Annotated in this window: 22 protein-coding genes; 18 read left to right on the top strand and 4 right to left on the bottom strand. The window is 43.4% G+C overall.

Annotation, left to right across the window (positions count from 1 at the left end; translation table 11 throughout):
- Nucleotides 1-80: 80 nt before the first annotated feature.
- The gene (locus C1I38_RS14175; RefSeq protein WP_243103688.1) at nucleotides 81-1340 is read right to left on the bottom strand and encodes an AraC family transcriptional regulator; all 1260 of its coding nucleotides are present in this window, start codon (nucleotides 1338-1340) and stop codon (nucleotides 81-83) included.
- Nucleotides 1341-1604: 264 nt separating this feature from the next.
- On the opposite strand from C1I38_RS14175, the gene C1I38_RS01260 reads away from it, so the two are divergent.
- The 5 genes from C1I38_RS01260 (at nucleotide 1605) to C1I38_RS01280 (ending at nucleotide 6410) form a co-directional block, all read left to right on the top strand.
- Nucleotides 1605-2048 carry a chemotaxis protein CheW gene (locus C1I38_RS01260; protein WP_243103689.1) on the top strand — a complete coding sequence of 148 codons (444 nt, stop codon included), beginning with the start codon at nucleotides 1605-1607 and terminating at the stop codon, nucleotides 2046-2048.
- A 16-nt stretch (nucleotides 2049-2064) separates the two neighbouring features.
- Nucleotides 2065-3216: a methyl-accepting chemotaxis protein gene (locus tag C1I38_RS01265; protein ID WP_119775504.1), complete on the top strand. Its 1152-nt coding sequence runs from the start codon at nucleotides 2065-2067 to the stop codon at nucleotides 3214-3216.
- 318 nt (nucleotides 3217-3534) lie between these two features.
- Entirely contained in the window at nucleotides 3535-4770 is a 1236-nt protein-coding gene (gene larC / locus C1I38_RS01270; protein ID WP_119775948.1) for a nickel pincer cofactor biosynthesis protein LarC, read from the top strand.
- A 2-nt stretch (nucleotides 4771-4772) separates the two neighbouring features.
- Nucleotides 4773-5402: a LysE family translocator gene (locus C1I38_RS01275; protein WP_119775506.1), complete on the top strand. Its 630-nt coding sequence runs from the start codon at nucleotides 4773-4775 to the stop codon at nucleotides 5400-5402.
- A 66-nt stretch (nucleotides 5403-5468) separates the two neighbouring features.
- Nucleotides 5469-6410, top strand: coding sequence for a 1,4-dihydroxy-2-naphthoate polyprenyltransferase (locus C1I38_RS01280; protein WP_119775508.1), 942 nt, complete (start codon nucleotides 5469-5471; stop codon nucleotides 6408-6410).
- A gap of 56 nt (nucleotides 6411-6466) precedes the next feature.
- Here C1I38_RS01280 and hflX read toward each other — a convergent pair whose 3' ends face one another.
- Together hflX and C1I38_RS01290 are read right to left on the bottom strand one after the other, a co-directional pair.
- A complete protein-coding gene (hflX, locus tag C1I38_RS01285) occupies nucleotides 6467-8272 on the bottom strand; it encodes a GTPase HflX (protein ID WP_119775509.1) in 1806 nt (601 codons plus the stop codon).
- Nucleotides 8273-8388: 116 nt separating this feature from the next.
- Nucleotides 8389-8940, bottom strand: coding sequence for a hypothetical protein (locus tag C1I38_RS01290; RefSeq protein WP_119775511.1), 552 nt, complete (start codon nucleotides 8938-8940; stop codon nucleotides 8389-8391).
- A 185-nt stretch (nucleotides 8941-9125) separates the two neighbouring features.
- Between C1I38_RS01290 and C1I38_RS01295 the strand changes: the two genes are divergently transcribed.
- Genes C1I38_RS01295 through C1I38_RS01305 form a run of 3 tightly spaced genes read left to right on the top strand, consistent with a single transcriptional unit; the run spans nucleotide 9126 to nucleotide 11117 of the window.
- Nucleotides 9126-9518, top strand: a complete 393-nt coding sequence (locus C1I38_RS01295; RefSeq protein WP_119775513.1) for a GntR family transcriptional regulator — start codon at nucleotides 9126-9128, stop codon at nucleotides 9516-9518.
- Nucleotides 9519-9531: 13 nt separating this feature from the next.
- Nucleotides 9532-10437, top strand: coding sequence for an ABC transporter ATP-binding protein (locus tag C1I38_RS01300; RefSeq protein WP_020491966.1), 906 nt, complete (start codon nucleotides 9532-9534; stop codon nucleotides 10435-10437).
- Between the two features lie 2 nt (nucleotides 10438-10439).
- Nucleotides 10440-11117, top strand: coding sequence for an ABC-2 transporter permease (locus C1I38_RS01305; RefSeq protein WP_020491967.1), 678 nt, complete (start codon nucleotides 10440-10442; stop codon nucleotides 11115-11117).
- 146 nt (nucleotides 11118-11263) lie between these two features.
- Here the strand turns inward: C1I38_RS01305 and C1I38_RS01310 are convergent, their stop codons facing one another.
- Nucleotides 11264-11659, bottom strand: coding sequence for a response regulator (locus C1I38_RS01310; protein WP_243103691.1), 396 nt, complete (start codon nucleotides 11657-11659; stop codon nucleotides 11264-11266).
- Nucleotides 11660-11928: 269 nt separating this feature from the next.
- Between C1I38_RS01310 and C1I38_RS01315 the strand changes: the two genes are divergently transcribed.
- The 10 genes from C1I38_RS01315 (at nucleotide 11929) to alr (ending at nucleotide 25237) form a co-directional block, all read left to right on the top strand.
- On the top strand, nucleotides 11929-13080 hold the full coding sequence (locus tag C1I38_RS01315; protein WP_020491969.1) for a class I SAM-dependent RNA methyltransferase: 1152 nt from the start codon (nucleotides 11929-11931) through the stop codon (nucleotides 13078-13080).
- Nucleotides 13081-13148: 68 nt separating this feature from the next.
- Nucleotides 13149-13880, top strand: coding sequence for a DUF2225 domain-containing protein (locus tag C1I38_RS01320; protein ID WP_119775514.1), 732 nt, complete (start codon nucleotides 13149-13151; stop codon nucleotides 13878-13880).
- Nucleotides 13881-13936: 56 nt separating this feature from the next.
- Nucleotides 13937-15328, top strand: a complete 1392-nt coding sequence (gene asnS, locus C1I38_RS01325) for an asparagine--tRNA ligase (RefSeq protein WP_020491971.1) — start codon at nucleotides 13937-13939, stop codon at nucleotides 15326-15328.
- 207 nt (nucleotides 15329-15535) lie between these two features.
- On the top strand, nucleotides 15536-16705 hold the full coding sequence (locus C1I38_RS01330) for an alanine--glyoxylate aminotransferase family protein (RefSeq protein WP_020491972.1): 1170 nt from the start codon (nucleotides 15536-15538) through the stop codon (nucleotides 16703-16705).
- A gap of 276 nt (nucleotides 16706-16981) precedes the next feature.
- Nucleotides 16982-17686 carry a spore cortex-lytic enzyme gene (sleB, locus tag C1I38_RS01335; RefSeq protein ID WP_119775516.1) on the top strand — a complete coding sequence of 235 codons (705 nt, stop codon included), beginning with the start codon at nucleotides 16982-16984 and terminating at the stop codon, nucleotides 17684-17686.
- An 11-nt stretch (nucleotides 17687-17697) separates the two neighbouring features.
- Nucleotides 17698-19119, top strand: a complete 1422-nt coding sequence (locus tag C1I38_RS01340; RefSeq protein ID WP_119775518.1) for a PepSY1/2 domain-containing protein — start codon at nucleotides 17698-17700, stop codon at nucleotides 19117-19119.
- Between the two features lie 202 nt (nucleotides 19120-19321).
- A complete protein-coding gene (argS, locus tag C1I38_RS01345) occupies nucleotides 19322-21007 on the top strand; it encodes an arginine--tRNA ligase (protein WP_119775519.1) in 1686 nt (561 codons plus the stop codon).
- Nucleotides 21008-21099: 92 nt separating this feature from the next.
- On the top strand, nucleotides 21100-22704 hold the full coding sequence (locus tag C1I38_RS01350; protein ID WP_020491976.1) for a CTP synthase: 1605 nt from the start codon (nucleotides 21100-21102) through the stop codon (nucleotides 22702-22704).
- Between the two features lie 184 nt (nucleotides 22705-22888).
- The gene (locus C1I38_RS01355; RefSeq protein ID WP_119775521.1) at nucleotides 22889-23971 is read left to right on the top strand and encodes a peptidoglycan bridge formation glycyltransferase FemA/FemB family protein; all 1083 of its coding nucleotides are present in this window, start codon (nucleotides 22889-22891) and stop codon (nucleotides 23969-23971) included.
- 69 nt (nucleotides 23972-24040) lie between these two features.
- A complete protein-coding gene (gene alr / locus C1I38_RS01360; RefSeq protein WP_119775522.1) occupies nucleotides 24041-25237 on the top strand; it encodes an alanine racemase in 1197 nt (398 codons plus the stop codon).
- Nucleotides 25238-25295: the final 58 nt, after the last annotated feature.

Consider the following 25295-nt stretch of genomic DNA (forward strand, 5'->3'; position numbering starts at 1 on the left):
TAAAAGACTTGTTCCTAGAAATTTGATAATAGAGACTAAAAAACGTCCGGGGCATTTAAGCATGTGCCGGATGTTTTAATTTATCTTAAGAATCCTTTTTTTCGAAATTCTAGCGGGGTCATCCCAACTATACCTTTAAAAATAGAATTAAAATGGTTTTGATAGTTATACCCCACCGCATCAGCAATCTCCTTTATGGGCTTATTGGAATTCAGCAAAAGATCCTTGCTTTGCTCAATCCGGATTTTATTAATATTGCCTGCAAGTGTTAAGTGTGTTTCTTTGTTTATTTGACTGGAAAGATATGAAGGGCTTAAGCCAAGATACCTGGCCAGCTGATTTAAAGTGATCTTTTCAGCATAATAACGTTTGATATACTGTAAAGCCCGGTTTATATGGATCGAATATTCCTTACAGGTTAAGACAGAAACGGCGTGTGTAAACACTTTAGAGATTTCTACCATTTGAATAATAATCTCTTCAGGTGAACTCTGTTTATTTATCTTGACAATAAAACGCTCCAGCAGAGACATCATCCGTTCATAGGGAGCATTTCCCTGAATGGCGTAAAGACAGCAGATACTGCCTGTAATGATGCAATTTAATTTTAGGGAAGAAATATATTGCTCATCGTAGGCCCGTGTTTGCCATAGCAAGTCCCCGGATTTTCTGAGAAGCAGTTGTATTCCTTTTTCATCTCCGCGGATGATGTTATCTCTAGCACTCTTAAGAAAAAAATAAATCATGTCATAATGGCTTTTTCTATCCTCCTCCAGACAGGGATTAAGCAAATTCTTATATCCTGCCTTGGGATCTCTTTCTTCCCAGCAGTGAAAATTTTGCTTCGAGCCGACTAATGTCTTGACATTGGGTTTACATAACACAAGGAGAAATCTTCCTAGGTAATCAATACGTTTTAAAGTGGTCAAAGGCACTGTTTTCAATGCGCTCTTGAACTCCTGCTTTTTCTGAAAGGATAATAATTGAGACCTGAGAATATTATCCAGAACTATTTCTGGAGGATCATGAACGATGAGCGGCCCAGAAACCACCGCTCCTATTTTTTTTGTTTTGTACCCAATCATCACAATGTTATAGACAAAGAAGTTCTTGGTAATAACAGTATGATAAGTATTCAAGTCAAAAGAGTCTTGTTCAAACAAAGCTGTAAGAAAATTGATGATTTCACCAAACTCAAAATAGTCCATCAAGAATGTATAGTTGGATCCTCTTAGAATTGAAGGGCGATTAACCAGTGTTAACGGGACGTACAAGGTTGTAATTTCTGTAGCACCATAAAACGTTTCGACAATTTTTCTGACTATTTCTTTCTGCTGCATCACATTTTTCTCCTTTCCTTCGTTTGTCTAGTACGTTTAGCCAAATATTGTTTCAATTATCTAAATATTTTATCAATATTAATTATTTATAAAGCTATAATAATATTTGTTGCTTTTTTCTCATTTTTAAAGATGTTTAAATTTATTAAAAAAGTTTTTGTTTGGGATTATTAGATTTAGTCTATCTTTTGATATAAATATAACCTATTTAAACGATAGCATAAAAAATACGATATAAATAATTATAAAAAAGGGGGTGATATTTTGAAAAACATTCAAATGGTAGTGTTTGCTGTGGGCAAAGAATATTACGGCATTGACATTTTTTGTGCTCAGGAAATAATAAGGATTCCCAAGAACATTACCAAAATGCCGAACATGCCTTCGTTCATAGAAGGTATGTTAAACCTCAGAGATCAGGTTATTCCCGTGGTAGACCTTAGAAAAAGATTTGGTCTTGAAAACACGGAAACAGAAAATGACAGCCGGTTACTGGTGCTTAAGCTGGAAGGAATGCTTTTAGGCAATATTGTGGATGATGTTTCCGAGGTTCTGAGTGTAGGTGAAGAGTCCATCGAAAGTTTATGCGTCGAAATCGCCCATTTAGGCAATAGCTGCATCAAAGGGATCTGTAAAGTTGAGGATCGCTTGATTATGCTTCTGGATGTCACAAAATTAAAAAACGAAATATTTGCATCTGTTAGTTAAAAATGGAGGAACAAATATGATTAAATTTTCGGCTTTAGATTCATGCAAATCCTTGGCAGAAACTCTAGGCCATCTGGTTCCGGGCGGAATTATGTTTTGCGTAACGGAAGGAGATACAATTGTTTGGAGATTTTCTTCAGATTCTTTTCACTTAGATTCGTTTGAGGTTGGGTATCATGTTGAGAGTAACGGCGTGATGATGAATGCAGTGCGTAATAAAAAAACAGTCTCACAAAATGTTCCCCGAACCGTCTATGGTCAACGGCTCATCATTGTCGCTATGCCAATTATTGATGATACCGACAATATTTTTGGTACATTTTCTGTTTTTCTACCGAAATTACACCCTGTGGCTGCTGCCTTTAAGGATTTTGCCCCTGTTTTGGCTGAGATGTTCGATGAAGGTTCGGTTATTTACATGACGGATTTAACTCAGGTTGTTTACCGGCAGGCTTCTCGAAAATTTGATATATCGTCTCTTCCTGTTGGCCATGTTATTCAGGAAGAAGATGTTGCTTCTCGGACCATCAAAACGAAAAAGCCTATTTCAGAAGAAGGTGGAGCAGAGATATACGGTTTCCCTGTTTTAGAAACAAATTACCCGCTCTTTGACGAAGACAATCCTGACGAAATAGTTGCTTCTCTAGGAGTCATTATCCCCAAAAAAACAGCAGCACACCTGCGCATTATTTCAGGAAATCTTGAAGACGGCTTGTCTGCAATTTCTGCAGCGATTGAAGAGCTCGCAGCGGAGGCTACGAGTATTCACTCCAACGAACAAAATCTGAACAACAATATTAAGGAAATTATCGGCCTTTCTGAAGAAATTAATAAGGTTTCTGTCTTCATAAAAGAAATAGCGGACGAGACAAAAATGCTTGGTCTGAACGCAGCAATTGAGGCTGCCCGAGCCGGGGAATCAGGCAGAGGATTTGGTGTTGTGGCGGAAGAAATAAGAAAGCTTTCAGAACAATCTAAGAGCACTGTTCCCCGGATCCAGGAATTAACGGATACCATCAAAGACAAAGTGAATGATGCTGGAGATATGAGTAAAAGTTCATTGCATGCCAGCCAGGAACAGGCTGCAGCAACAGAACAAGTCACAGCCAGTATTGAGGAAATTACCGCAATGTGCGGAGAATTAAATGAGATGGCAAAGACTTTATAAGCTCAATTTATGAATGTTCCACATAGAACAAACCCTAAGCAAGTAGAGGCTTAGGGTTTTCTGCCGTCTGCCAAGAGCTTCCTATGTTCATTACACTGATTGACGCAGATCCGGCCGCTGTAGGGGCCTATGATTACCGATTACGGGATTATTTTTTCTGATGGGATATTTTTAAGCGAAGATATTTTGTATAATAAGATTCAAAGAGGGTATCAGAATGTTGGAGTTGTTCATCCTGGGGCTGATTATTTCAGTACTCATTCCGGCGGGGGATTTTTTGGGAATAAATGTAGTGGCAACTGTAAAAAGAGGTGGCTGATGAAAGTTATCTATTACGACTGTTTCAGCGGCATAAGTGGAGATATGAATCTCGGAGCGATGCTCGATCTTGGCATCCCAAAGGATCATCTACTCGCTGAGCTGGCTAAACTTCAAATCAATGAGCAATATACAATGAACATCCGTTCTGAAAGCAAGCATGGAATTGAAGGCACACGCGTAGAGATAACGGTTGAAGATCCCGTGAACCACCATTCCATCCAGCAGGCGAGAGCGTTGGCTGATATCACTAAAATGATCAGGGAAAGTGATTTGTCAGCAGCTGTGAAAGACAGAAGCATCCGGACATTTTCCATTCTGGCGGATGCGGAAGCAAGGGTTCATGGAATAAAGGCCGATCAGGTCCATTTTCATGAGGTCGGGGCTGTGGATGCGATTCTCGATATTGTCGGGTCGGCTGTTTGTCTGGAATATTTGCAAGCTGACAGGATCGTTGCTTCCAGTGTGGAACTTGGTGGTGGATTTGTGCGCTGTGAACACGGCCTGCTTCCGGTTCCTGCACCAGCCGTAACAGAGCTGCTCCAGGGTGTCCCGGTAAAGACCGGAATCGTGCCTTTTGAGACAACGACGCCTACAGGAGCGGCTATTCTGGCTGCGAATGTTCAAGAATATACAGACAATGCGGATATAATCATTCACCGGATCGGTTATGGGATTGGCCGGCAGGATTTGGAAATACCCAATATTCTACGGGTATATCTTGGGGAGAGAGCGGAAAAGACTGCTCCCGGATTCAGACAGCAGGAAAGACAGTGGATGCTGGAAACGAATATTGATGATATGAATCCGGAATTCTATGAATATATTGAAGAAAAGATGGTTGCTGCCGGAGCCCTGGACGTCTTTAAAACCCCGGTGATCATGAAGAAGGGGCGACCGGGGTCAAAATTAAGCGCTTTAGTCAATAAGGAAGCGATTTCAGCTGTCAGGGAAGTTATTTTGCGGGAAACATCGGCGATTGGCTTACGCAGCTATCCAGTTGAAAAAACGATGCTCCGCCGGGAGAATATGCTGGTGCAGACTAGGTACGGTCCGGTCAATGTAAAATGTTCTTATTTGGATGCGGAAAGAATCAAATCAAAACCTGAATATGAAGACTGTAAAAGACTTGCCAGGGAGCATGACCTTCCCTTAAGCGAAATCTATGCCGAAGTTTACAGGCTGCTATCCAAAGGCAATCGATCCGGAGCTTTAGATCAAGAGAGGAAGAACTGAACGTGTTTTCATTATCTGCGGTCCTGCTGTTTATTACCTCGTCCATTGTACTGATCTTGGCACCCGGTCCGGACATTGTATTTTTGATAACCCAGGGTATAGCCAAGGGAAAGAAGGCAGGCATTTTTACCTCAATCGGGCTGACGCTGGGTAATTCGGTTCATACGTTGGCCGCGGCGCTGGGGCTATCTGTCATATTTAAGACGTCAGAAGTCGCCTTTGTTCTGTTTAAAACCTGCGGGGCGCTTTATCTTTTTTATTTGGCATATAAAGCGATCAAACATCGGAATGACCCGCTGACTGCCGATGTTGACCAACAAGGGTCCGATCACCGCGGCCTGCTGCTGCGAGGTTTCTATATGAATGTTTTCAATCCGAAAGTTGCCCTTTTTTTCCTGGCATTCCTGCCGCAGTTTGTCAATTCTGAATTTGGCAGCGTTCCTTTGCAGATGATTTTCTTAGGGCTTATCTTTATGGGGCTTGTTGCGCTGATTTTTGGATTTATCGGTTACTCGGCCGGTTCTCTAGGAAATTGGATTTTAAAGAAGCCCGGGTTTTCCAAGGTTATAAATATTGTCTCGGCGACCATTTTTGGAGCACTCGGCTTTAAGCTTCTGACCAGCGCGAGATAAACACGAACTTCGAATGAATGATGAAGAAATGAATAAATCATAGACTAAATCAAAGGAGCAATCATAATGGAGACGAAATCATCCCCTTCGGGGGCCAAGATGCAATCAAATCGCAGGAAGGTTTTATGGCGGCTGTTTCGTCCGCACACCCTTACGGCCTCATTCATACCGGTTCTGATTGGCTCGGTGCTGGCTTGGCAGATCAGAAACGGCTTAAACTGGGGACTGGTAGCGGCAATGCTGATTGCTTCAATCTTAATCCAGGCAGCCACGAATATGTTTAATGAGTATTACGATTTTATCCGGGGACTGGATACAGCGGAATCCGTTGGCATTGCCGGTGCGATAACCAGGGACGGAATAAAAGCAGGGACAGTTCTGAGTCTGGCTTTGGTTTGTTTGCTGATTGCGTCACTGCTGGGTATTTACATCTGCAGTAGCAGCAGTTGGTGGCTGGCCCTGATTGGCCTGGGCTGTATGGCTGTCGGTTATTTGTACACAGGTGGGCCTTACCCGATTGCCTATACGCCTTTTGGAGAATTGCTGGCCGGGCTCTTTATGGGATCAGGAATTATTTTGATTGCCTATTTTGTTCAGACCGGCAGCATTAACTGGGACGTCTTTTTAATTTCTGTTCCGAATCTGATTCTAATCGGAGCAATCATGATGTCCAACAACATACGTGACCGGGAAGGGGATCAGATGAACGGGCGTCATACGCTCGCCATTTTGTTGGGACACCGCAGGGCTGTACAATTCATGGCGGGAATGTTCCTGGTGGCCAATCTTTGGGTAGTTGTACTTACCCTGGCAGATGTTCTGCCTGTCTGGGCACTATTGGTCCTGCTGAGTATTCCGAATGCTCTTCAGGCCTTGAACGGATTCCGTAACAAAAAATTCCCGGCTGAAATGATGCCGGGAATGAAAAGTGTGGCTCAGACCAATACACTTTTTGGGATTTTACTTACCATTGGTTTGTTAATTGAAGTAGGCGTAAGTCAACTGTAATAGAACGAAAAGCGAAAGGCAGTGGAACTACCGGTTCAGAGGCATGAGCAGTGCTATCATGGAGCAGAGACTCTATATCTCTCCACAGTGCTCAGTAAGGAAGCGGCGAGTTCCGTTTCGACGTGGGTAACTTGTTCGTCATAGACGACTTCAAGAACTTTCGTATTCGCATATAGCCAGGCCAAGGCGGCTCCATCCGAAACAGGAATTTCCAGACTAACCCGAATGAGGTCACTGAACAGTTCTTTCTCGATGGCCTGCTTCAGTTCTTCCAACCCGCTCCTCTGCAAAGCAGAAATTTCTACAATGGGCCGTGTTTCGCGCCACAAGCTGATCCGGTTATCCGGATGCAAACGGTCAACTTTATTGAGGACAATCAGGGTCGGTTTACTGCCTGCACCAAGTTCTGCCAGGATTTCATCAACAATCCGGATGTGGTCTTCGACCTGGGGATCAGCAGCATCAGCCACAATCAAAATCTGGTCGGATAATACGACTTCCTCCAGGGTTGATTTAAAGGCATCGAGCAAATTAGGCGGAAGTCTTCGAATAAAGCCCACCGTATCGGAAAGCAGGACCGTACTGCCGTTATTTAAAGGAAGCTTGCGGGTTGTCGGATCAAGCGTAGCAAACAGTTTGTCCTCGGCCAAGACATCCGAGCCGCACAACGCATTTAAAAGGGTAGATTTCCCGGCGTTGGTATAACCGACAATGGACAGAACCGGGATATTGTTTTTTTGGCGGTTTCCGCGGAGAACGCCGCGTTGTCTACGGATATCGTCAAGGCGTTCTCTCAGATGAGCGATCCGGGAGCGGATATGACGACGGTCGGTTTCCAGTTTTGTTTCACCCGGTCCCCTTGTTCCGATGCCGCCTCCAAGACGGGAAAGCGCCACACCGGTTCCTGTCAGGCGGGGAAGTCTGTATTCGAGCTGGGCTAGCTCTACTTGCAGGATTCCTTCCCTGGAACGGGCATGCTGGGCGAATATATCCAGAATCAGGCCTGTACGGGACAGAACTTTCAACCCCAGCTTTTCTTCGAGGATGCGCTGCTGGGTGCCGGTTAATTCTTCGTCGAAGATAACCAGATCAGCCTGGCTTGTCTGAATCATTTGCTGAAGTTCTTCGAGCTTGCCCGGGCCGATGATCGTTGAGGAATCGCGGGTTTCTTTTTTTTGCATTAAATGGCCGACAATCAAGGCTCCGGCTGTTTTGGCCAGCTCTTCAAGCTCGGCAAACGAGACTTCCGCTTCGCTGATTCCGTACAAGTCTCTGCTGTACCGTGTCTGCAGTCCAACCAGTATGGCACGTTCACTTGTTTTGGCTTTTTCTGCAGGCAATTTCCTGAGTATATTGTCGGCATCTTCGATATTTTGAAAGAGCAACGTAAAGTCATCTATATCAGCCGCAAGGGGTCCGAAAATATTGACCTCCTCAATGTTCGTGGGTGACAGAATGCCGACATAAAGGTCTTCAGCCCGATTATTCCGGATCCCGATGGCAATCATTGCATCAAGATTCAACTGCTTCAGAGAACTGATGTCCATGGAAGACAATGAACCACTGCTTTTCGGATGGGTATGAATACAGCGGGTGCCCGAAAGGCGCTGCAGGCTGCATTTCTGCTCCACTTCAGCCAGCTTCACGGTACTGTGATTTCCTATACTGACATCGGTGATCCGGCCTTTACGGTCGGCATACACGGCAATTTCCTTGTTCACCTGCGAAGAAATTTCGGCAAGTTGTTCAATGAGTTCCTGTGTCCACAAATGGTCTCTAGGAATTTGGTAAGTATAAAAACCGTTTAATTTTTTAAGAATACTGTTTTTTACACCTTCTATTTCACCGTTAACCTGTGGCAAAGGCAATTCCTCCCTGTGGTAAGATTAGGAAAGAAGACGTTGATCATGTGTAATAACAGTATTATATCACTGAATCCAGTCATTCCCTAAAGATCAGAGGAAAGGCCGTAAACAAATTAGTCATTTTTGACAGATATAGAATCCAGGATCAAACGAATGGCACTGCTCGTGCTGTCCGGGAAAAAAGCCTGGTCCGTAAAAAAGGAGATTCTGACAACTTCATTATTATCATTTAATTCCAGCCAGTATTCCTGCGAGCTGATAACATTTTCGCCAAAATCAGCTGACCAGCTTTCTTCAAATCCGCTCCAATGATTTAAGGACGTACGTTTTAGAACATAACTTATAAAGTTATAAGTACTTCTGGCTTTACTGTCTTGAAGGAAATGCTCAAGGTCGGCTGTCCGCCAGATCTGGAGATATCCCCTGAAGCTGAGTTTATTGTCCGTAAAATAGATGTTCAGACGCATTTCCTCTCCTTTGTCGGGAGTCAAATGCACTTCAGTTGTAGCTGGAAATTGTGCTTTGACTGCATAATTATCCACCTGATATTCATACGTCCGGTCGTTTTGGAAGGATGCAATTGCCGGTCCTTCCAGATATAGATATTGGATTAGCAAGGCAATAACCACGGCGAATGCGGTCTTTAATAATGTTTTTATCTGCATAGCTACTCCTTTCCGACATAGTCTTACATATCTTTTTATGAGTGCCTTTTGAAACGGTTATTGAATTTTATGAAAGAAACGAACAATAAAGAATCGTTGACAAGAGAGAGCATACTGTGTATATTATATATATACAGTATGCTCTCTCTTGTCCGGGTTTAGCTTTAAATAAATGAGGATGATGCATGAATATCATTATTTCACACATGAGCGGAGAACCAATCTATCAGCAAATCATCAATCAGATCAAAACATTGATCCTGGCGGGAGATCTGACCGAGGGGGAAATACTTCCTTCGATCAGGCAGCTTGGGAAGGATTTGCGTATTAGTGTCATTACAACTAAAAGAGCCTATGAGGAATTGGAACGAGAGAGGTTTATTTACTCTGTTCCGGGAAAAGGGTCTTTTGTTGCTCTGCAAAATTGTGAGGCAAGAATTGAAAATAAACGGAAACAAATTGAAGAAATGTTGAAGCACGTTATCAAGGAAAGCAGGCTTCTGAATTTAGGCCTTGCTGAAATCACAGAAATATTAAAGAACGTTTATGAAAGATATGACCCTGGTAAGGTAAGATAAGGGGGATAATAAAGTGAACGAAGCAGATCCTGTCAGAAGGAACAGCAACAGTCTGATCCTGGAAATCCAGGGATTAGGAAAACATTTTTCGGAGTTTGAGATTTCAGATGTCACATTCAGTCTGGAAAAAGGTTATGTAATGGGGCTTATCGGGCCAAATGGCTCAGGCAAGACCACAACGATTAAACTGATCATGAATCTCCTGAAAAAAGACAGGGGGGAGGTCAAAGTATTTGGTCTGGATCATGTGAAAGATGAAAAAGAAATTAAAAACAAAATCGGATTTGTTTACGATGAAAATCATTATTATGGCGTATTGACAATTGAGCAAATGAAAAAAATTGTGGCACCGATGTATCAATACTGGGATGAACGTTTATTTCAAAAGTATCTAAAAGATTTCGGCTTAAACCCAAAACAAAAAATTGATAAGTTATCCAAAGGAATGAAAACAAAGTTTTCTTTGGCCATGGCGCTTTCTCATCACGCGGAGCTGATTATCCTGGATGAACCGACATCCGGTCTGGATCCTGTGTTCAGAAACGAACTGCTCGAAATTCTTTACTCTCTAATGCAGGATGAAAATAAAGCCATACTTTTTTCTACGCATATTACTTCAGATTTGGAGAGGATTGCAGATTATATTACGTTTATCAATCAGGGCAGAGTCGTATTTACCAGTGAAAAAGATCAGGTTCTGGAGCGATTTTCTCTAGTTAAGGGCCCCAATTACCTGCTAGAGTCTTCTCTGGAAAAACAATTCATTGGTCTACGCAAAAGCAGTGTCGGCTTTGAAGGGCTGACAGCTGATTTGGAGGTTATCTTGCCAGCGCTGAAAGAAAAGATCATTGTCGAAAGGCCCACGCTGGATGAAATTATGATTTATCTAGTTAACAGAACAGGAATGGGGGTAACGTAAAAGTGTGGCGAATCATACTAAAAGATTTAATGGTTCAAAAAAGTAATATTTTCATTATTCTCTTCTTGTGCATCTCGATCTCGGGCACGATGTACAGAAGTCCGGGAATAGCGGGAGTGCAACTTCTGTTAGGTGTCTATTTCATGCTGATTTATGCAAATAGTTATGATTTCAAATATAATGGGGAAATCATGATCAACAGTCTTCCAATAAACAGAAAAGAAATTGTTTTAGCCAAATATCTGTCTGCAATTGTCTATGCGCTGATTATCATGGTTATCATCATTCCGGAAAGTATGATTCTTTATCTATTTAATTTCCCCGGCTTGACGGGCGGTATCCAGGGCATTGTAAGTTTTCTCGGAATTGTCGTGTTGCTACTGAGCTTATATATTTCGATTTACCTGCCCCTCTATTATCGTTTAGGTTATATGCGTTCCAGGTGGGCCAATTTCATCTCTATGTTTGTTATTTTTGGACTTATTGGCGCGGTGGGTCAGTTGACAAAAATGCCTGCCGATGAATTGGAAACCACAAGTCAGGGATTGGAGCAGCTTATTATGATATTGAATGGGTATGCCGATCCGGTCATTTACCTTATGATGCTTGTTGTTGGAATTGTTCTGTTGGTACTTTCGTTCAAGGTTTCCGTCCGGATCTATAAAAACAAAGACTTTTAACACTGCCGAGACTGCAGGGGTTTAAAGATCTAAAGAAAAAAAGGCATCAATTTTGCCTTTTTTGCGTATTATGGTTATTATTGACTTGACACCTTTTCCGATATATCGATTAATACGAAAACTCTGTTTGGAATTTAAGTGCGAATTTAAGCAGGATAAAGTGAAGAATCGCAATGATCGATTGCGTGATGCTTGATAACGTCAAGAACCGTGTTGATTTTAAACGGTTTCTGGATAATCCCCTTGAAATTTGTGGTTTTCGGCAGCTTCCTTTCTTCAATATCTGAACCGGAAATCATGATTACCGGGATATCTTTCAGATTTTTTTGAGCTGAGATCTTCTCAATAAATTCACAGCCATTAAGTATAGGCATGGAATAGTCTGTGAGAATCAAATTAGGGTGAGGGCAGCTCTTCAGCATAGTAAGAGCTAAATATCCATTTGACGCGATAATTGGAGTATAGCCGTTGCCAATCAGCATTGTTGACAGAAGATTGGCTATACTTGTGTCGTCGTCGATGACCATTACAACGGGCCTCAACTGTCGTTCCTCCTTCTAAAATTTTCTTATTTTGCAACCTTTATCAGTATACACTACAATAAGGAAGAAAAATGTTGATGCCTGTCAAAGGCCAAAAAAAAATAATTTGACTGTTTTTTAGAAGAAAATTGTTTATTTCCAATGGTTTTAAAGCCTGTCCATTTATTTTGGTTATAGAAAGAAATCTTATTTATGTAAAAAAGTTAGTAAATAATGTAATTTTTTGATGTGGATTATGCTTAAAATTTAGCTTTACTGGAGTGTTTGATATGGCAAGGGTTGAACTGGTCGCAGTAACGGCATTTGGGCTTGAAGCTGTCGTTGCGAGGGAACTTAAAAATCTAGGGTATGAAAATACAGTAGTTCAGAACGGTAAGGTATCATGGGAGACAAATGAAGAAGGGATTTGCCGGGCCAATCTGTGGCTGAGGTGTGCGGACCGTATCAGTTTGAAGATGGGCGAGTTTGAGGCACGGAGTTTTGAAGAATTATTCCAGCAAACGAAAGCATTGCCCTGGGAGGAATGGCTACCGGTGGACGCCTGTTTTCCTGTGACCGGAAAATCGGTTAAATCTCAGCTGCATAGTGTTCCAGACTGTCAGGCAATCGTTAAGAAAGCGATTGTGGAGAGACTGAAAGATACCTATGGCGTCAGCTGGTTTGAAGAGACAGGAGCTCTCTATGCCGTACAAGTCTCAATTCTGAAAGATACGGTTACGCTGACCATCGATACTTCCGGTAAGGGATTAAACAAACGGGGCTATAGGCAAATGGCCGGGGATGCTCCGTTAAAAGAAACACTTGCTGCCGCGATGATTTATCTTAGCTACTGGAACCCCGGCCGTGTTCTTCTGGATCCTTTTTGCGGAACAGGAACGATTCCGATCGAAGCAGCTTTTATCGGACAGAACCGGGCGCCTGGTCTAGCCAGGGCATTTTCGGCTGAACGATGGACGAACATTGCGGAAAAACATTGGCTAAATGCAAGAGAAGAAGCAGAAAATCTCTGGCAAAGAAATGCGGAACTTGCGATCTATGGTTCGGATATTGATCCAGCTGCTTTGCGCTTAGCCAGAGAACACACCAGAGAAGCAGGTCTGGAAGGAAAAATATTTTTTCAGAAGCTACAGGTCAAAGAAGCCCGCTCCAGATTTAGATATGGCTGTATCATTACGAATCCTCCCTACGGGCAAAGGCTCGGAACAGCAGAAGAAGCTGAAACTGCTTATCAGGAACTTGGTGAGGTTCTGGAAAGACTCCAGGATTGGTCCTTGCATATGCTCACTTCACTGCCAAAACCAGAAAGGTTCATTAAAAAAAGGTGGGATAAAAGTCGGAAATTATATAATGGAAGAATCGAGTGCCATTATTATCAGTTTTTTGGGCCGAAACCTCCCAAAGACAAGAAAAATAACCTATAGATTATTTCTGAAAAAAGAATAAAATATGGATAGGATAATTTTAAAGATGAGAAGGAAATATAAGGATTATGATGGAAAAAAAGGATATAACTGAAAAGCTCGAGCCTCTTTACGACAAAAAAGTAGAATGCCTTTTATGTGGTCAGGAATTCGTGACCAAAAAAATCCGGTCAAGGTTCATTAAGCCGCGCCAGGTCGACAGCGATTTTGGCCAGATATTTGAACAAGATGATAATAATCCGTTATTCTACTATGTCATGGTTTGTCCCCATTGCGGTTTTTCTTTTACAGAGGATTTTTCCAAAATCACGGCACAAAGTGTTCGTAAAAAAACCCTCGAAGAGATCTCCGGCAAGATGGATCACAATAAAGACTTCTGCGGAGAGCGGGATTATCAGATGGCAGTCAGAACGTTTAAGCTAGCGATCTACTTTGCCCAGCTGATCAAAGAAAAACATGTTGTGCTGGCAAGGATCTGCCACCGCCTGGCGTGGATTTACCGTGGAGCCGGAATTACTGAAGAAGAGATGAGATTTATAAACCTGGCCTGTACTGAATATGAGCAATCTTTTCTTTATACGGATTTCAATCCAGAATCGACTCCGGAAATTCAGATTTTATATTTGATCGGTGAATTGAACCGCAGACTAGGAAAATACAATGAAGCTGTCAAATATTTTTCTACAGTCAGTGAACATCCTGATAAAAGCCGATATATAAAATATGTCAATATGGCCAGAAATCAGTGGAGCGAAGCTGTCCAGGAATATCGGGAGAGCAAGAACAAACAGCAAATATAACTAAACGTGAAGCTAGAGTAACTGAAGGGTGAATCAATTATAAACAGGAGTTAATGATGAACAGTATAGCTGTAAAGGAAATTTATGATGCAACAGAGTCTAAGATTGGGGAGCGTCTGCAAATATCAGGCTGGGTAAGGACGGTCAGAGCATCCAAAGAATTTGGTTTCATTGAATTCAATGACGGCAGCTGTTTCAGAAACCTACAAATTGTCTACGATCTAAATTTGTTAAACTTTTCCGAAGTCAGCCGACTCGGAGCTGGTTCCGCCTTAACTGCGGAAGGGGTGCTGGTTTTCTCTCCGGGTATAAACCAAGCTTTTGAGCTAAAAGCCGAGAAGATCCAAATCGAAAATGCCTGTCCGGCTGATTATCCGCTGCAGAAGAAAAAGCACAGTCTGGAATTTCTTAGAACGATTGCGCATCTCCGCCCCCGAACCAATACTTTCTCGGCTGTATTCAGACTGAGGTCTGTCATTTCAATGGCCGTGCATCAGTTTTTTCAGGATAAAGGCTTTATTTATGTGCATACGCCGATTATCACGGGAAGTGATGCCGAGGGAGCAGGAGAAATGTTTCGGGTATCCACACTGAAGCCTGATCATCTTCCGCGTGATCACTGGGGAGCAGTGGATTACCGGCAGGATTTTTTTGGTAAGGAGACAAACCTTACGGTAAGCGGACAGCTTAATGCCGAAAGTTTTTGCCTTGCGTTTAAAGATGTCTACACATTTGGACCGACTTTTAGGGCGGAAAACTCTAATACAGCCAGGCATGCAGCTGAATTTTGGATGATTGAGCCCGAAATTGCGTTTGCAGAGTTAAACGATATCCAAAATATTGCTGAGGAGATGATGAAGTATCTGATTACTTATGCACTGGAACAGTGCCCGGACGAAATGGAATTTTTCGGCAAGTTTATTGATAAAGAACTGTTGGCCCGGCTGAATAATGTTTTAGATTCGGAATTTGGACATCTGTCCTATAGCGAGGCCATTGAAATTTTAAAGAAAGCCAATATGGATTTTGCTTATCCTGTGGAATGGGGATTAGATCTGCAAACCGAGCACGAACGTTTTTTAACCGAAAAAGTATTTGGAAAACCACTTTTCATTACAGATTACCCTAAGGAGATTAAGGCTTTTTACATGAGGCAAAACGATGATCAGCAGACGGTGGCTGCGATGGATCTGCTTGTTCCGGGTGTCGGTGAGATCATTGGCGGCAGTCAAAGAGAAGAAAGAACAGACTTGCTGACAAAACGAATTGCTCAGCTCGGAATGAATGCGGAGCATTATGGTTGGTACCTCGAACTCAGAAAATATGGCGGGGTAAAACATGCAGGCTTTGGGCTAGGCTTTGAGCGCCTGATTATGTATTTAAGCGGGATTTCCAATATTCGAGATGTCATACCGTTTCCGAGAACTGTGAAGTCTGCAGATTTCTAGCAAAAATTGTTTTTGCATATTTGCCCAATTGAGACATAAGTGTGTCGAAAGGGACCACAACGACACACAGGCTAGTCCTAGATAATATTTGATGTGGAATTATTGAAAAATATTCTGACAGAATTAGCCGTGATAACTAAATTAATGATATAATCCCTAAATGTAGGTTAATTTTTTAATGTTCTATTTTCAAGGAGGATATTCCCAATGCCCAATAAAGAAATGCTTTTAATTCCAGGACCGACCCCTGTAGTCGATGAAATTTATGAGGCACTTTCCCGGGAAACAATGTCCCATACGGATATGCGCTTTGCAGGTATTTTTAGCGAAGCACTCACCCAGACCAAAAAAATGTTTAATACGGATGGCGAAGTCTTTGTTATCGCCGGATCCGGAACACTGGCCATGGAAATGGCACTGGCCAATACGCTTGCCCGAGGTGAGAAGCTGCTCATCGTTAGCCATGGCTATTTTGGGGACCGCTTTATCGGAGTCGCGAAAGCTTTAGGGATTGAAGCTGAAGTGCTGGCTGCTGAGTGGGGCAAACAAATTGAACCGGCTCAGATTGAAGAAAAGCTGCAGCAAGGTGGATTCAAAGCTGTTACGATAACCCATGCGGATACATCAACGGGAGTAGCTGCAAATCTGGACAAAGTTGTTCCGGCAGTCAAAAAGTATGGTGTGCTCTTAATATTAGATGGTGTATGTGCTTCCGCCGGACTGGAAGAAGATATGGGCAAAGCCTATGGTGCTGACGATTATAAGATTGACGTTGTTTTGACCGCATCTCAGAAGGCGATCGGGGTTCCTCCCGGACTAGCAATTGTGGCCTTCGGACCGAAAGCCCTGGAAGCCAGAGCGAAAATGGATGGTGTCAGCAGTTACTATATGGATATCAACAACTGGAGCCCGATCATGAAAGAGCCGCAGAAATATTTTGCGACCCACCCGATCAATATGATCTATGGCTATGCAGAAGCCATGAAAATCATTACGGCCGAAGGAACGGCAGCGCGTTATCGTCGGCATACAGCGATTGGCAAAGCAATTCGTGCGGCGATCAGATCCATGGGCATGAATATTTTTGCTGCGGAAGAAGTCGCGGCCCCGACTTTAAGCTGTATTCTTTATCCTGAAGGCATCAACGATGCCGAATTCAGAGCCATACTTGCGAAGAAAGGGCTGATTGTGGCCGGGTTACTCGCTTCTTTAGCCGGAAAAGGCTTCAGATTAGGTCATATGGGGAATACCACGAATGATGTTTTCTGCAAAGCGCTCGGAATCATCGGCGAAACACTCGGAGAAATGGGATACTCTGTGGACAGCACCAAAGCCGTTCAGGTGTTCAAGGACGTTTTTGCTGAGAATAATCAATAAACCAGAAATTGTCCATCTTTGGTCAATATTTAACCCCGGTACGATCAAGTGTATATCGTGCCGGGGTTTATTTTGATCCATTTACCCTTGATTAAAAAGTCAAATAATAAGGCAATGTCCTTATATTTTATGTAATTATCAGAGAAATTTATTAATATGCTGGCGGATAAACTGCTGCTAACCTAGCCAAAATAAGAAGAAAGCTGAATCGGAGCTGGCATGAAGAACAGCAAAGAAATGCGGTGCAATAAAAATAACTTCGGGTGAGGTGAAAGTATGGATCCAAATTCTAATGAAAGAAAACAAAAAATATTCAGTATTATAACGGTAAGTCTTATTCTGTGTCTGCTTCTTTCTGCTGCCAGTCAGGCTGCTCTTGGAGACCGGACACTGTCTAAGGGTTCCAGAGGTTCTGAAGTCAAAGCCTTGCAGAGTAAACTGGTCCAACTCGGGTATCAGGTCGGAAAAGTTGACGGTATTTATGGAAAGTCAACCGTGGCTACTGTTAAAAGATTTCAAAAAAACAGAGGATTAAAAGCTGACGGCATAGCCGGAGACAAAACAATTCGGGAGTTAAAAAGACTGACAGGTGAAAGTACTACCTCTTCCGGGAAGCAGGTGGGCTTTAAGAACGCTGATTTTCAACTGCTAGCCCGGTGTGTTTATGCGGAAGGCCGCGGTGAACCGTATATCGGTCAGGTCGCGATCGGGGCGTGTATCATGAACAGGATTAAAAGTTCCTCCTTCCCGAAAACCATAGCCGGTGTTATTTACGAGCCAAAGGCCTTTTCGGCAGTAGATGACGGTCAAATCAACCTTCAACCCGATGAAACCGCCATTAAGGCAGCCAGGGAAGCAATGAACGGATCAGATCCGACGAATGGAGCGGTCTATTATTTTAATCCCGCTAAGACCACCAATAAATTTGTTTGGTCAAGACCGCAGATCAAGAAAATCGGCAAACATATTTTTACACGTTAGGAGGGGTACCGATGAACGCTGAATCAAAAAAAAAGCTGCTTTCCTGGCTGTCCTTGACGCTAGGAATTGTGCTGATTTTTTCTCTAGGCTGGGGCTATTACGAGTTCAGGGCACTTAAAGAGTATAAGACGGAAACGGAAAACCAGTATTCGAGGGCTTTCACGGATCTTGTGACATCGTTAAACGAGGTGGAAACAAGTATAGCCAAAGCCAAGGTTGCGGGCAGCGCGGCCCAAAGGGTGCTTTATCTCGGAGAAACCTGGAAGGGAAGCGAAAGTGCGGTCAGTCGGCTTGGCCAGCTGCCGGCAGACGAAGTCGGGATTAGCTATGTTGACACGTTTATCAACCAGGTCAGCGATTTCAGCAAGGCCATGACCCGCAAGACGGCTGCCGCCGCTGTGATGAGTGATGAGGAGCAGGCCACATTGAACGAAATGCATGAAAGAGTAATAGAAATCAACCGCTCGGTTCAGCAAGTTTACAATCAGTTTAATTCCGAGAACCTCGCCTGGGTGGACAAACCCAAAGGATTGCTGCAAAAAATCGGTCTTGGAAAATCCATTCAAACCGCTGCTCAGGGTGATGAAAACAGCGAAAAAAATAATCAGCAAAATCAACAGGCAGCTGCCCAAACGCCGACTTCCGTCAGAGGCGGGTTGAAGCAGCTTGATGTCAGCCTTCAGAAATATCCTCCATTTTCATATCAGGGAGAACTGGATAAACATTATGTGAATAAGCCACTTGGCTTACCGGGAGGAGAAATTAATGAAAGCAAAGCCATTGAGGTTGGCAAGCGTTTTCTTGAAGATCTAGGGCAGACAGGAGCAGTCCCGCAGCTAAGCGGTTTAAGTGAGAATCCCCTCGGCGGATTCAATCTCACGTATAAAACCAGTTACCTGGAAGTCAGTAAAAAGGGGGGTGTTGTTACCTTTTACCAAGATCAGCGTGAATTAGGAGACCGTCAGCTTGATGTCAATAAAGCGATCAATATTGCCAAAGCTTCTCTCTCTCGGATTGGATGGGATCTGGTTGTCACTTCTTCGCAGGATATTGGTTCTTACATTATGGTTGATGCAGTTCCGCGAGAAAACGGGGCGTTGCTATATCCGGATAAAATTAGACTGACGATAGCAACGGACAACGGACAAATTATTGGCTTTGATGCCAATCCTTACTATGCGTATCATCATAAACGAGAGTTAAATCGCGTGCTCACCTTGGAACAAGCCAAAGTAAAACTTCGTAAGGAGTTCAAGATTATCGAAGTAAAAATGGCCGTCATCTCCAAAGCAGGAACAAATGAAGCCTTCTGTTATGAATTTAGAGGGACGGCATTTGGAGAGGAGTATATGGTCTACATCAATGCGTTGAATGGGACCGAAGAAAAAATCAGCAGGGTTGTGGACACGCCTGCCGGAAAATTAATTCAATAAAAATAAAGATAAGAATTACGAAAATAGGTATTGAAAAAAAATGCATTTCCAATATAATTGGTAAATGTAAAATAATTAAGCAGAAAAAGACTCTCTTTTTCTGCTTAATTATTTTGGGCGCTGGTATTTTTTAAGAAAATGGTTTAAAATTTATTATTAGTTATTGTATTTCCAGCAGCCCTACAAAGGAGGAGCTTCAGGTTTGAGCGTTTACGAAAAAATCAAGGAAAACATCTGCAAGAGATTAGAACAAGCCGTTCTCATTGCACGCGATAAAGGAGAGCTGTCCTTTGAGGAAATGCCTTCTTACGTTCTCGAAGAGCCAAGAGAACGTGAGCATGGTGATTTGGCAACCAACCTAGCGATGCTTTTGACTAAACAGGCAAAAAGGGCACCGAGGGAACTAGCAGCGATCATTATTAACAATCTGGATACGGCAGACACTTGGATCACCTCCAGTGAAATTGCCGGACCCGGATTTATTAATTTTCGCCTGGATCCCTCCTGGCTGACAGGGGTAATTTTGGAGATTTCCGCCCGAGGCGATCAATACGGTTCTATAAACATTGGTCAGGGAGAAAAAATCCAGGTTGAGTTTGTCAGTGCGAATCCAACCGGCCTTTTGCATATGGGGAATGCCAGAGGAGCTGCTTTGGGGGATAGTTTGGCTTCGCTGCTGGCGATGGCCGGTTACGAGGTTAGCAGGGAATTTTATATCAATGATGCAGGTAATCAGATTCATAATTTCGCACTGTCGCTAGAAGCCAGATATCTTCAACTTCTGGGGGTTGAAGTACTTTTCCCGGAGGCCGGGTATCATGGCGAAGATTTGATTCATACTGTCAAAAATATTATTGAAAAAGACGGAGATCAATATGTCCGGATGGAAGAACAGACCCGTCAGGATATTCTTGTCAGTTATGCTCTTAAAGAAAAAATTAATGATATCAAAGAAACGTTAGGAGATTTTGGTGTCTTCTACGATGTGTGGTTCAGTGAAAAGTCTCTACATGAGTCCGGCTATATTCGTGAGACAATGAAGCAGCTTGAAGACAAAGAATACATTTATGAAAAGGAAGGTGCTCTCTGGCTGAAAGCAATCCTTCCGGGAGATGAAAAAGACGAAGTTATTGTGCGCGGTAATGGGGTTCCAACCTATTTTGCAGCGGATATTGCGTATCACCGTAATAAGTTTGAACGGGGTTTTAAAAAGGTCATTAATATCTGGGGAGCAGATCACCATGGCCATGTAGCTCGTATGAAAGGCGCAATGCAGGCCCTGGGATACAGCCCTGATTCTTTGCAGGTCATTCTCATGCAGCTCGTAAGGTTAATCCAGGACGGAGATATCGTAAAGATGTCGAAACGTTCCGGTCAGTATATCACGCTTAGGGAACTGATTGATGAGGTTGGGAAAGATGCGGCTAGGTTTTTCTTCCTGATGCGGGATCCTGATTCTACGGTTGAGTTTGACCTTGATCTGGCCAAATCCCAGTCTGCCGATAACCCGGTTTACTATGTGCAGTATGCGCATGCCCGGCTGTGCAGTATCTTAAGACAGGCGGAAGAACAGGGCTTCAAATCACAGCTGATTCCTGGTGAACATCAGCTGGCGCTTCTTGTTTCTCCGGAGGAAAGAGATCTATTGAAAAAATTAGCGGATCTGCCCGGTGAGATTGCGCTGGCAGCCAGGCTGACCGAACCGCACAGGCTTGCAAGGTATGTACTTGACCTGGCGGCGTTATTCCATACTTTTTACAACAGTCAGCGTGTTCTGGTTCAAGATGCCGATTTGCGGACAGCCCGACTGGGATTGATTCGCTCAACCAGACAGGTATTGGCGAATGTTTTGAAGATACTGGGTGTATCAGCACCGGAAAGAATGTAACTTACCTTTGGAAGTTAATTAATCTGAAATACAACGTGGCAAAGCACTCGTAAACTTTAGAATTTTATGAGATAAGGAAAGGGTAGAAAAGGATGACGAAATTTATTTTTGTTACCGGAGGCGTAGTAAGTTCCCTGGGTAAAGGAATAACAGCCGCTTCTTTGGGATGTTTATTGAAGAAAAGAGGACTCAAGGTCGCGATCCAAAAATTTGACCCCTATATTAATGTCGATCCTGGAACAATGAGCCCTTACCAGCATGGAGAAGTGTTTGTTACCGATGACGGAGCGGAAACCGATCTTGACCTTGGGCACTACGAAAGATTTATCGATGTTCCGTTATCCAAAAATAGTAATGTCACTGCAGGGAAGATTTACTGGTCGGTCATCACCAAGGAACGCAAAGGCGACTATCTTGGCGGTACGGTTCAAGTGATTCCTCATATTACGAATGAGATTAAAGAACGTATTTACCGGGTTGCAAGAGAGAGCAATCCCGATGTTGTGATTACTGAAATTGGCGGGACTGTCGGCGATATGGAGTCACTACCGTTTTTGGAAGCCATTCGTCAAGTCCGTGGAGATATGGGCAAAGAGAATGTCTGTTATATCCATGTCACCCTTCTTCCTTATCTGTCGGCTTCCGGTGAGGTTAAGACCAAACCGACGCAGCATTCGGTCAAAGAACTCAGAGGTATCGGAATTCAGCCCAATATTTTGGTCTGCCGAGCTGACAAAGCAATTGACGATGACCTCAAAGAAAAATTAGCTTTATTATGTGATATTGACAAAGAAGCTATCATAACAAATACCACAGCTCCGACGATTTATGAGGTTCCACTTCGTCTTCAGGAAGAAGGTATGGATGATATCGTTCTGTGCTGTTTGGGGATTAAAGCCCCCAAAGCAGATATGTCAACGTGGGAAAAAATGGTTCTGAAGATTAAGTCGCCATGCAGGTATACAGAAATTGCGATTGTCGGCAAATACGTTACTTTGCCCGACGCCTACCTCAGTGTAGCAGAAGCCTTGCGCCATGCTGGCATCGACCAGGGGGCCGGTGTAAAAATCCGCTGGATCAATTCTGAAGAGCTTGAGGTTCCAGGGGCGGATCTGGGGCAAATATTTGCCGGAATTAAAGGCATCTTGGTGCCCGGAGGATTTGGAAATAGAGGGATTGAAGGGAAACTCAAGGCGATCCAGTATGCCAGAGAGAACAAAGTACCGTATTTAGGCATTTGTCTCGGGATGCAGTGTGCCATCATAGAATTTGCAAGAAACGTCTGCGGGCTAAAAGGCGCGAATAGTACAGAATTTAACCCCGATACGGAATATCCCGTGATCGATTTGCTGCCGGAGCAAAAAGACATTGAAGATATGGGCGGGACGATGCGTCTGGGGATTTCTCCGGTCAGGGTCAAACCGAATACGCTTGCCAACTCGGCATATTCCAGTGAAGTGATTTATGAGCGACATCGTCACCGCTATGAAGTGAACAATCATTACCGGGAAATTCTTGAGAAGAACGGCATGGTATTCTCGGGTACATCCCCGGACGACAGACTCGTCGAAATATCGGAATATCCGAATCATCCTTGGTTTGTGGCTTCTCAGTTCCACCCTGAATTTAAGTCCAGGCCGAACCGGCCACATCCACTCTTCAAAAACTTTATCACTGCAACGCTGAAGGAAGTATAAGACAGCAAACATCAGACTGTTTAAAATCATATCATTACGTTTAAGATAAGAATAATAGGATAATAGGATGAAGAAAAACGTTTTTTGCCAGTCAACCGGTTCACGTCGAACCGGGTGATTGGTATTTCTATGAATTGTATTTCCGCAAATGATGGAATGAAATGTCTTTGGGAGGAGTAGAAAAATGGAATTTACGGCAAGGTGGCTCACAATTAAAGATAAAGCAAAGTTTAATTCCTTTATTTGTAATCATCTCAAAGGGCATGCGATGCAATTATGGGAATGGGGAGACATTAAAGGAAGAACGGGCTGGAAACCTTGGAGGCTTGCAGTGGAAAAAGATGGTGAGATTTTTGCTGCTGCAACAATTCTCGAAAGGAAACTGCCGTTGCTGGGGATGCCCATTTTTTACTGTCCGCGCGGTCCGGTCATTGATATGCACGATAGCAGAAAAATAGCAGCTGTTTTGGAAGCGATCAGGAAGCTAGCGCAACAGCGTAAGGCGATTCTCTTAAAGATTGATCCGGATGTATCTTCAACCGATCAGGTTCTGGCAGGTATTTTGAAAGCCCAGGGCTTCAAAAAAATGGATACAGGAAAGAATTTTGAAGGTGTTCAGCCAAAGTTTGTGTTTCGTCTGGACATTTTGCCGGATGAAGAGACCTTGCTTGTGAATATGCATCAAAAAACCCGCTATAATATACGCCTTGCCTCTAAAAAAGGTGTCACGATCCGGAAAGGATTAAGAGAAGACCTGCCGGAATTTTTTCGTGTACTCAAGGAAACGACCGAGCGGGATAATTTCTTGGTGAGGTCTTATACCTATTTTGAAGATCTGTATGATACGCTGGTGCCGGCAGGTTTTGCCGAACTTTTTGTTGCCGAATATGAAGGAAAGATTGTTGCGGGAACGCTGGCCTTCATCACAGGGGACAAAGCCTGGTACATCTATGGGGCATCATCAAATTCTTATCGCAATGTCATGCCCAACTATTTGATTCAATGGGAAATGATTTGCTGGGCCAAAGCCAATGGTTGTACACTCTATGATTTCAGAGGAGTATCCGGAGATCTGGACGAGAGTAATCCACTGTATGGGCTGTATAAATTTAAAAAAGGTTTTAACGGCGAGTTTACAGAATTCATTGGGGAATGGGACTATGTTTACAGGCCTATCCTGTATGTAATTTGGCAGATTGCTGAAAAAGCTTACTCCGGGAAACTGAAAGGGCTGCTTGCCCGGATGCGCAGGCTACGAAATAAATAATTCATTTCTTGTAATTTCTTAAATCATCTCTTAAATATTTTTAAATCATTTGTTAAAGAGGGACTTGTCATGTCAGATCTGTGGATCGAAGTAGATATGGATGCCATTATCCATAATTACCGACAAATCGTGGCCGGGCTTTCTGCTAAATGCCGGATCATGGCAGTCGTTAAGGCAGATGCCTATGGCCTAGGGGCTACGGAAGTAGCACGAGCCTTGCAGGGAGAAGGATGTACGGCCTTTGCTGTCACTACCATCGCTGAAGCGTTGCTGCTGCGAAACCAGGGTATTGACGGTGCGATCCTGGTGCTCGGCCCGTCCAGCCCAGAAGACTGGAAGGCGGCAATCCAAGCTCGTATTGAACTAACGATATCACAGTTGGACTGGATACCGATATTGGACAAACTTGCCGAAGCGTTGGGAACTAAAGCCGGGATTCAGCTGAAGTTAGAAACGGGTATGGGACGTACCGGTTTTACGGGCGATCAGATGAAGGAATTATCTGAAGCGTTGCGAGAAGCTCCTCAGTTGGAGGTAACCGGGGCGTACACTCACTTTGCCCGTGGAGCTCAGCGTGATCATGCCTATACCAGAGCACAGAATGAAAAATATCTGGCTTATGTTCAAACGTTGGAACAAGCAGGCATCCGGATCCCGCTTAAGCACGTGTGCAACAGCGCCGCCTATTTGGATTTTCCAGAGTATCATTACAATATGGTCAGAGTCGGAACACTCTTGATTGGTCATTGTCCTGCGCCGGCATTCGAAGGCAGGCTGTGGTTAAAAGACCCTTGGCTGGTCAAAGCAAGAATTGTTCACCTGCAAAAAGCGGCAAAAGGTACCTTTGTGGGCTACCAGAGTGTTTACAAGGCTAAAAAGGATACGACCCTAGCAGTGGTACCGGTAGGTTATGCTGATGGGTTTGGCATCGAACCTCGGCTTGTGCCTCAAAACATTGTGGATCTCGCGAAAATGATCGTCAAAAATATGGCGGCTATGGTGGGTATTCAGCTGGGCCGGGAAAAACTGCTTTACAACGGGCAAACCGTCAGTATTGTAGGAAAAATTGGGATGCAGCTTACGGTACTTGATGTCGGCAGCGTGCCTTGTGTAGCCGGTGACGAGATTGTGATTCCTTTACGAAGAACTCAGGCCAATCCCAGGATCCTACGGATGTATAAAAAAAATGGAGAAATAATGAGAATAAGAATAATTAATGAAGGATTTTTGTCTCCCAGCGAAGAACAATTGTCAAATAAAAGGTAGTATGGTGATCTTTGTCAAATCCTATGCTTTTAGTGCAATGGATATGTGAAAATCTATT

This window comes from Dehalobacter sp. 12DCB1 (assembly GCF_004343605.1).
GTDB lineage: Bacteria > Bacillota > Desulfitobacteriia > Desulfitobacteriales > Syntrophobotulaceae > Dehalobacter.

Bases quoted from the DNA above. Each gene is read 5' to 3' on its own strand.
- larC (WP_119775948.1), top strand. From the start codon at position 3,535: ATGAAAGTTATCTATTACGACTGTTTCAGCGGCATAAGTGGAGATATG.
- C1I38_RS01355 (WP_119775521.1), top strand. From the start codon at position 22,889: ATGGAATTTACGGCAAGGTGGCTCACAATTAAAGATAAAGCAAAGTTT.
- C1I38_RS14175 (WP_243103688.1), bottom strand. From the start codon at position 1,340: ATGCAGCAGAAAGAAATAGTCAGAAAAATTGTCGAAACGTTTTATGGT.
- C1I38_RS01315 (WP_020491969.1), top strand. From the start codon at position 11,929: ATGGCAAGGGTTGAACTGGTCGCAGTAACGGCATTTGGGCTTGAAGCT.
- C1I38_RS01340 (WP_119775518.1), top strand. From the start codon at position 17,698: ATGAACGCTGAATCAAAAAAAAAGCTGCTTTCCTGGCTGTCCTTGACG.
- C1I38_RS01280 (WP_119775508.1), top strand. From the start codon at position 5,469: ATGGAGACGAAATCATCCCCTTCGGGGGCCAAGATGCAATCAAATCGC.
- C1I38_RS01265 (WP_119775504.1), top strand. From the start codon at position 2,065: ATGATTAAATTTTCGGCTTTAGATTCATGCAAATCCTTGGCAGAAACT.
- alr (WP_119775522.1), top strand. From the start codon at position 24,041: ATGTCAGATCTGTGGATCGAAGTAGATATGGATGCCATTATCCATAAT.
- asnS (WP_020491971.1), top strand. From the start codon at position 13,937: ATGAACAGTATAGCTGTAAAGGAAATTTATGATGCAACAGAGTCTAAG.
- C1I38_RS01290 (WP_119775511.1), bottom strand. From the start codon at position 8,940: ATGCAGATAAAAACATTATTAAAGACCGCATTCGCCGTGGTTATTGCC.
- C1I38_RS01330 (WP_020491972.1), top strand. From the start codon at position 15,536: ATGCCCAATAAAGAAATGCTTTTAATTCCAGGACCGACCCCTGTAGTC.
- C1I38_RS01320 (WP_119775514.1), top strand. From the start codon at position 13,149: ATGATGGAAAAAAAGGATATAACTGAAAAGCTCGAGCCTCTTTACGAC.
- sleB (WP_119775516.1), top strand. From the start codon at position 16,982: ATGGATCCAAATTCTAATGAAAGAAAACAAAAAATATTCAGTATTATA.
- C1I38_RS01295 (WP_119775513.1), top strand. From the start codon at position 9,126: ATGAATATCATTATTTCACACATGAGCGGAGAACCAATCTATCAGCAA.
- C1I38_RS01350 (WP_020491976.1), top strand. From the start codon at position 21,100: ATGACGAAATTTATTTTTGTTACCGGAGGCGTAGTAAGTTCCCTGGGT.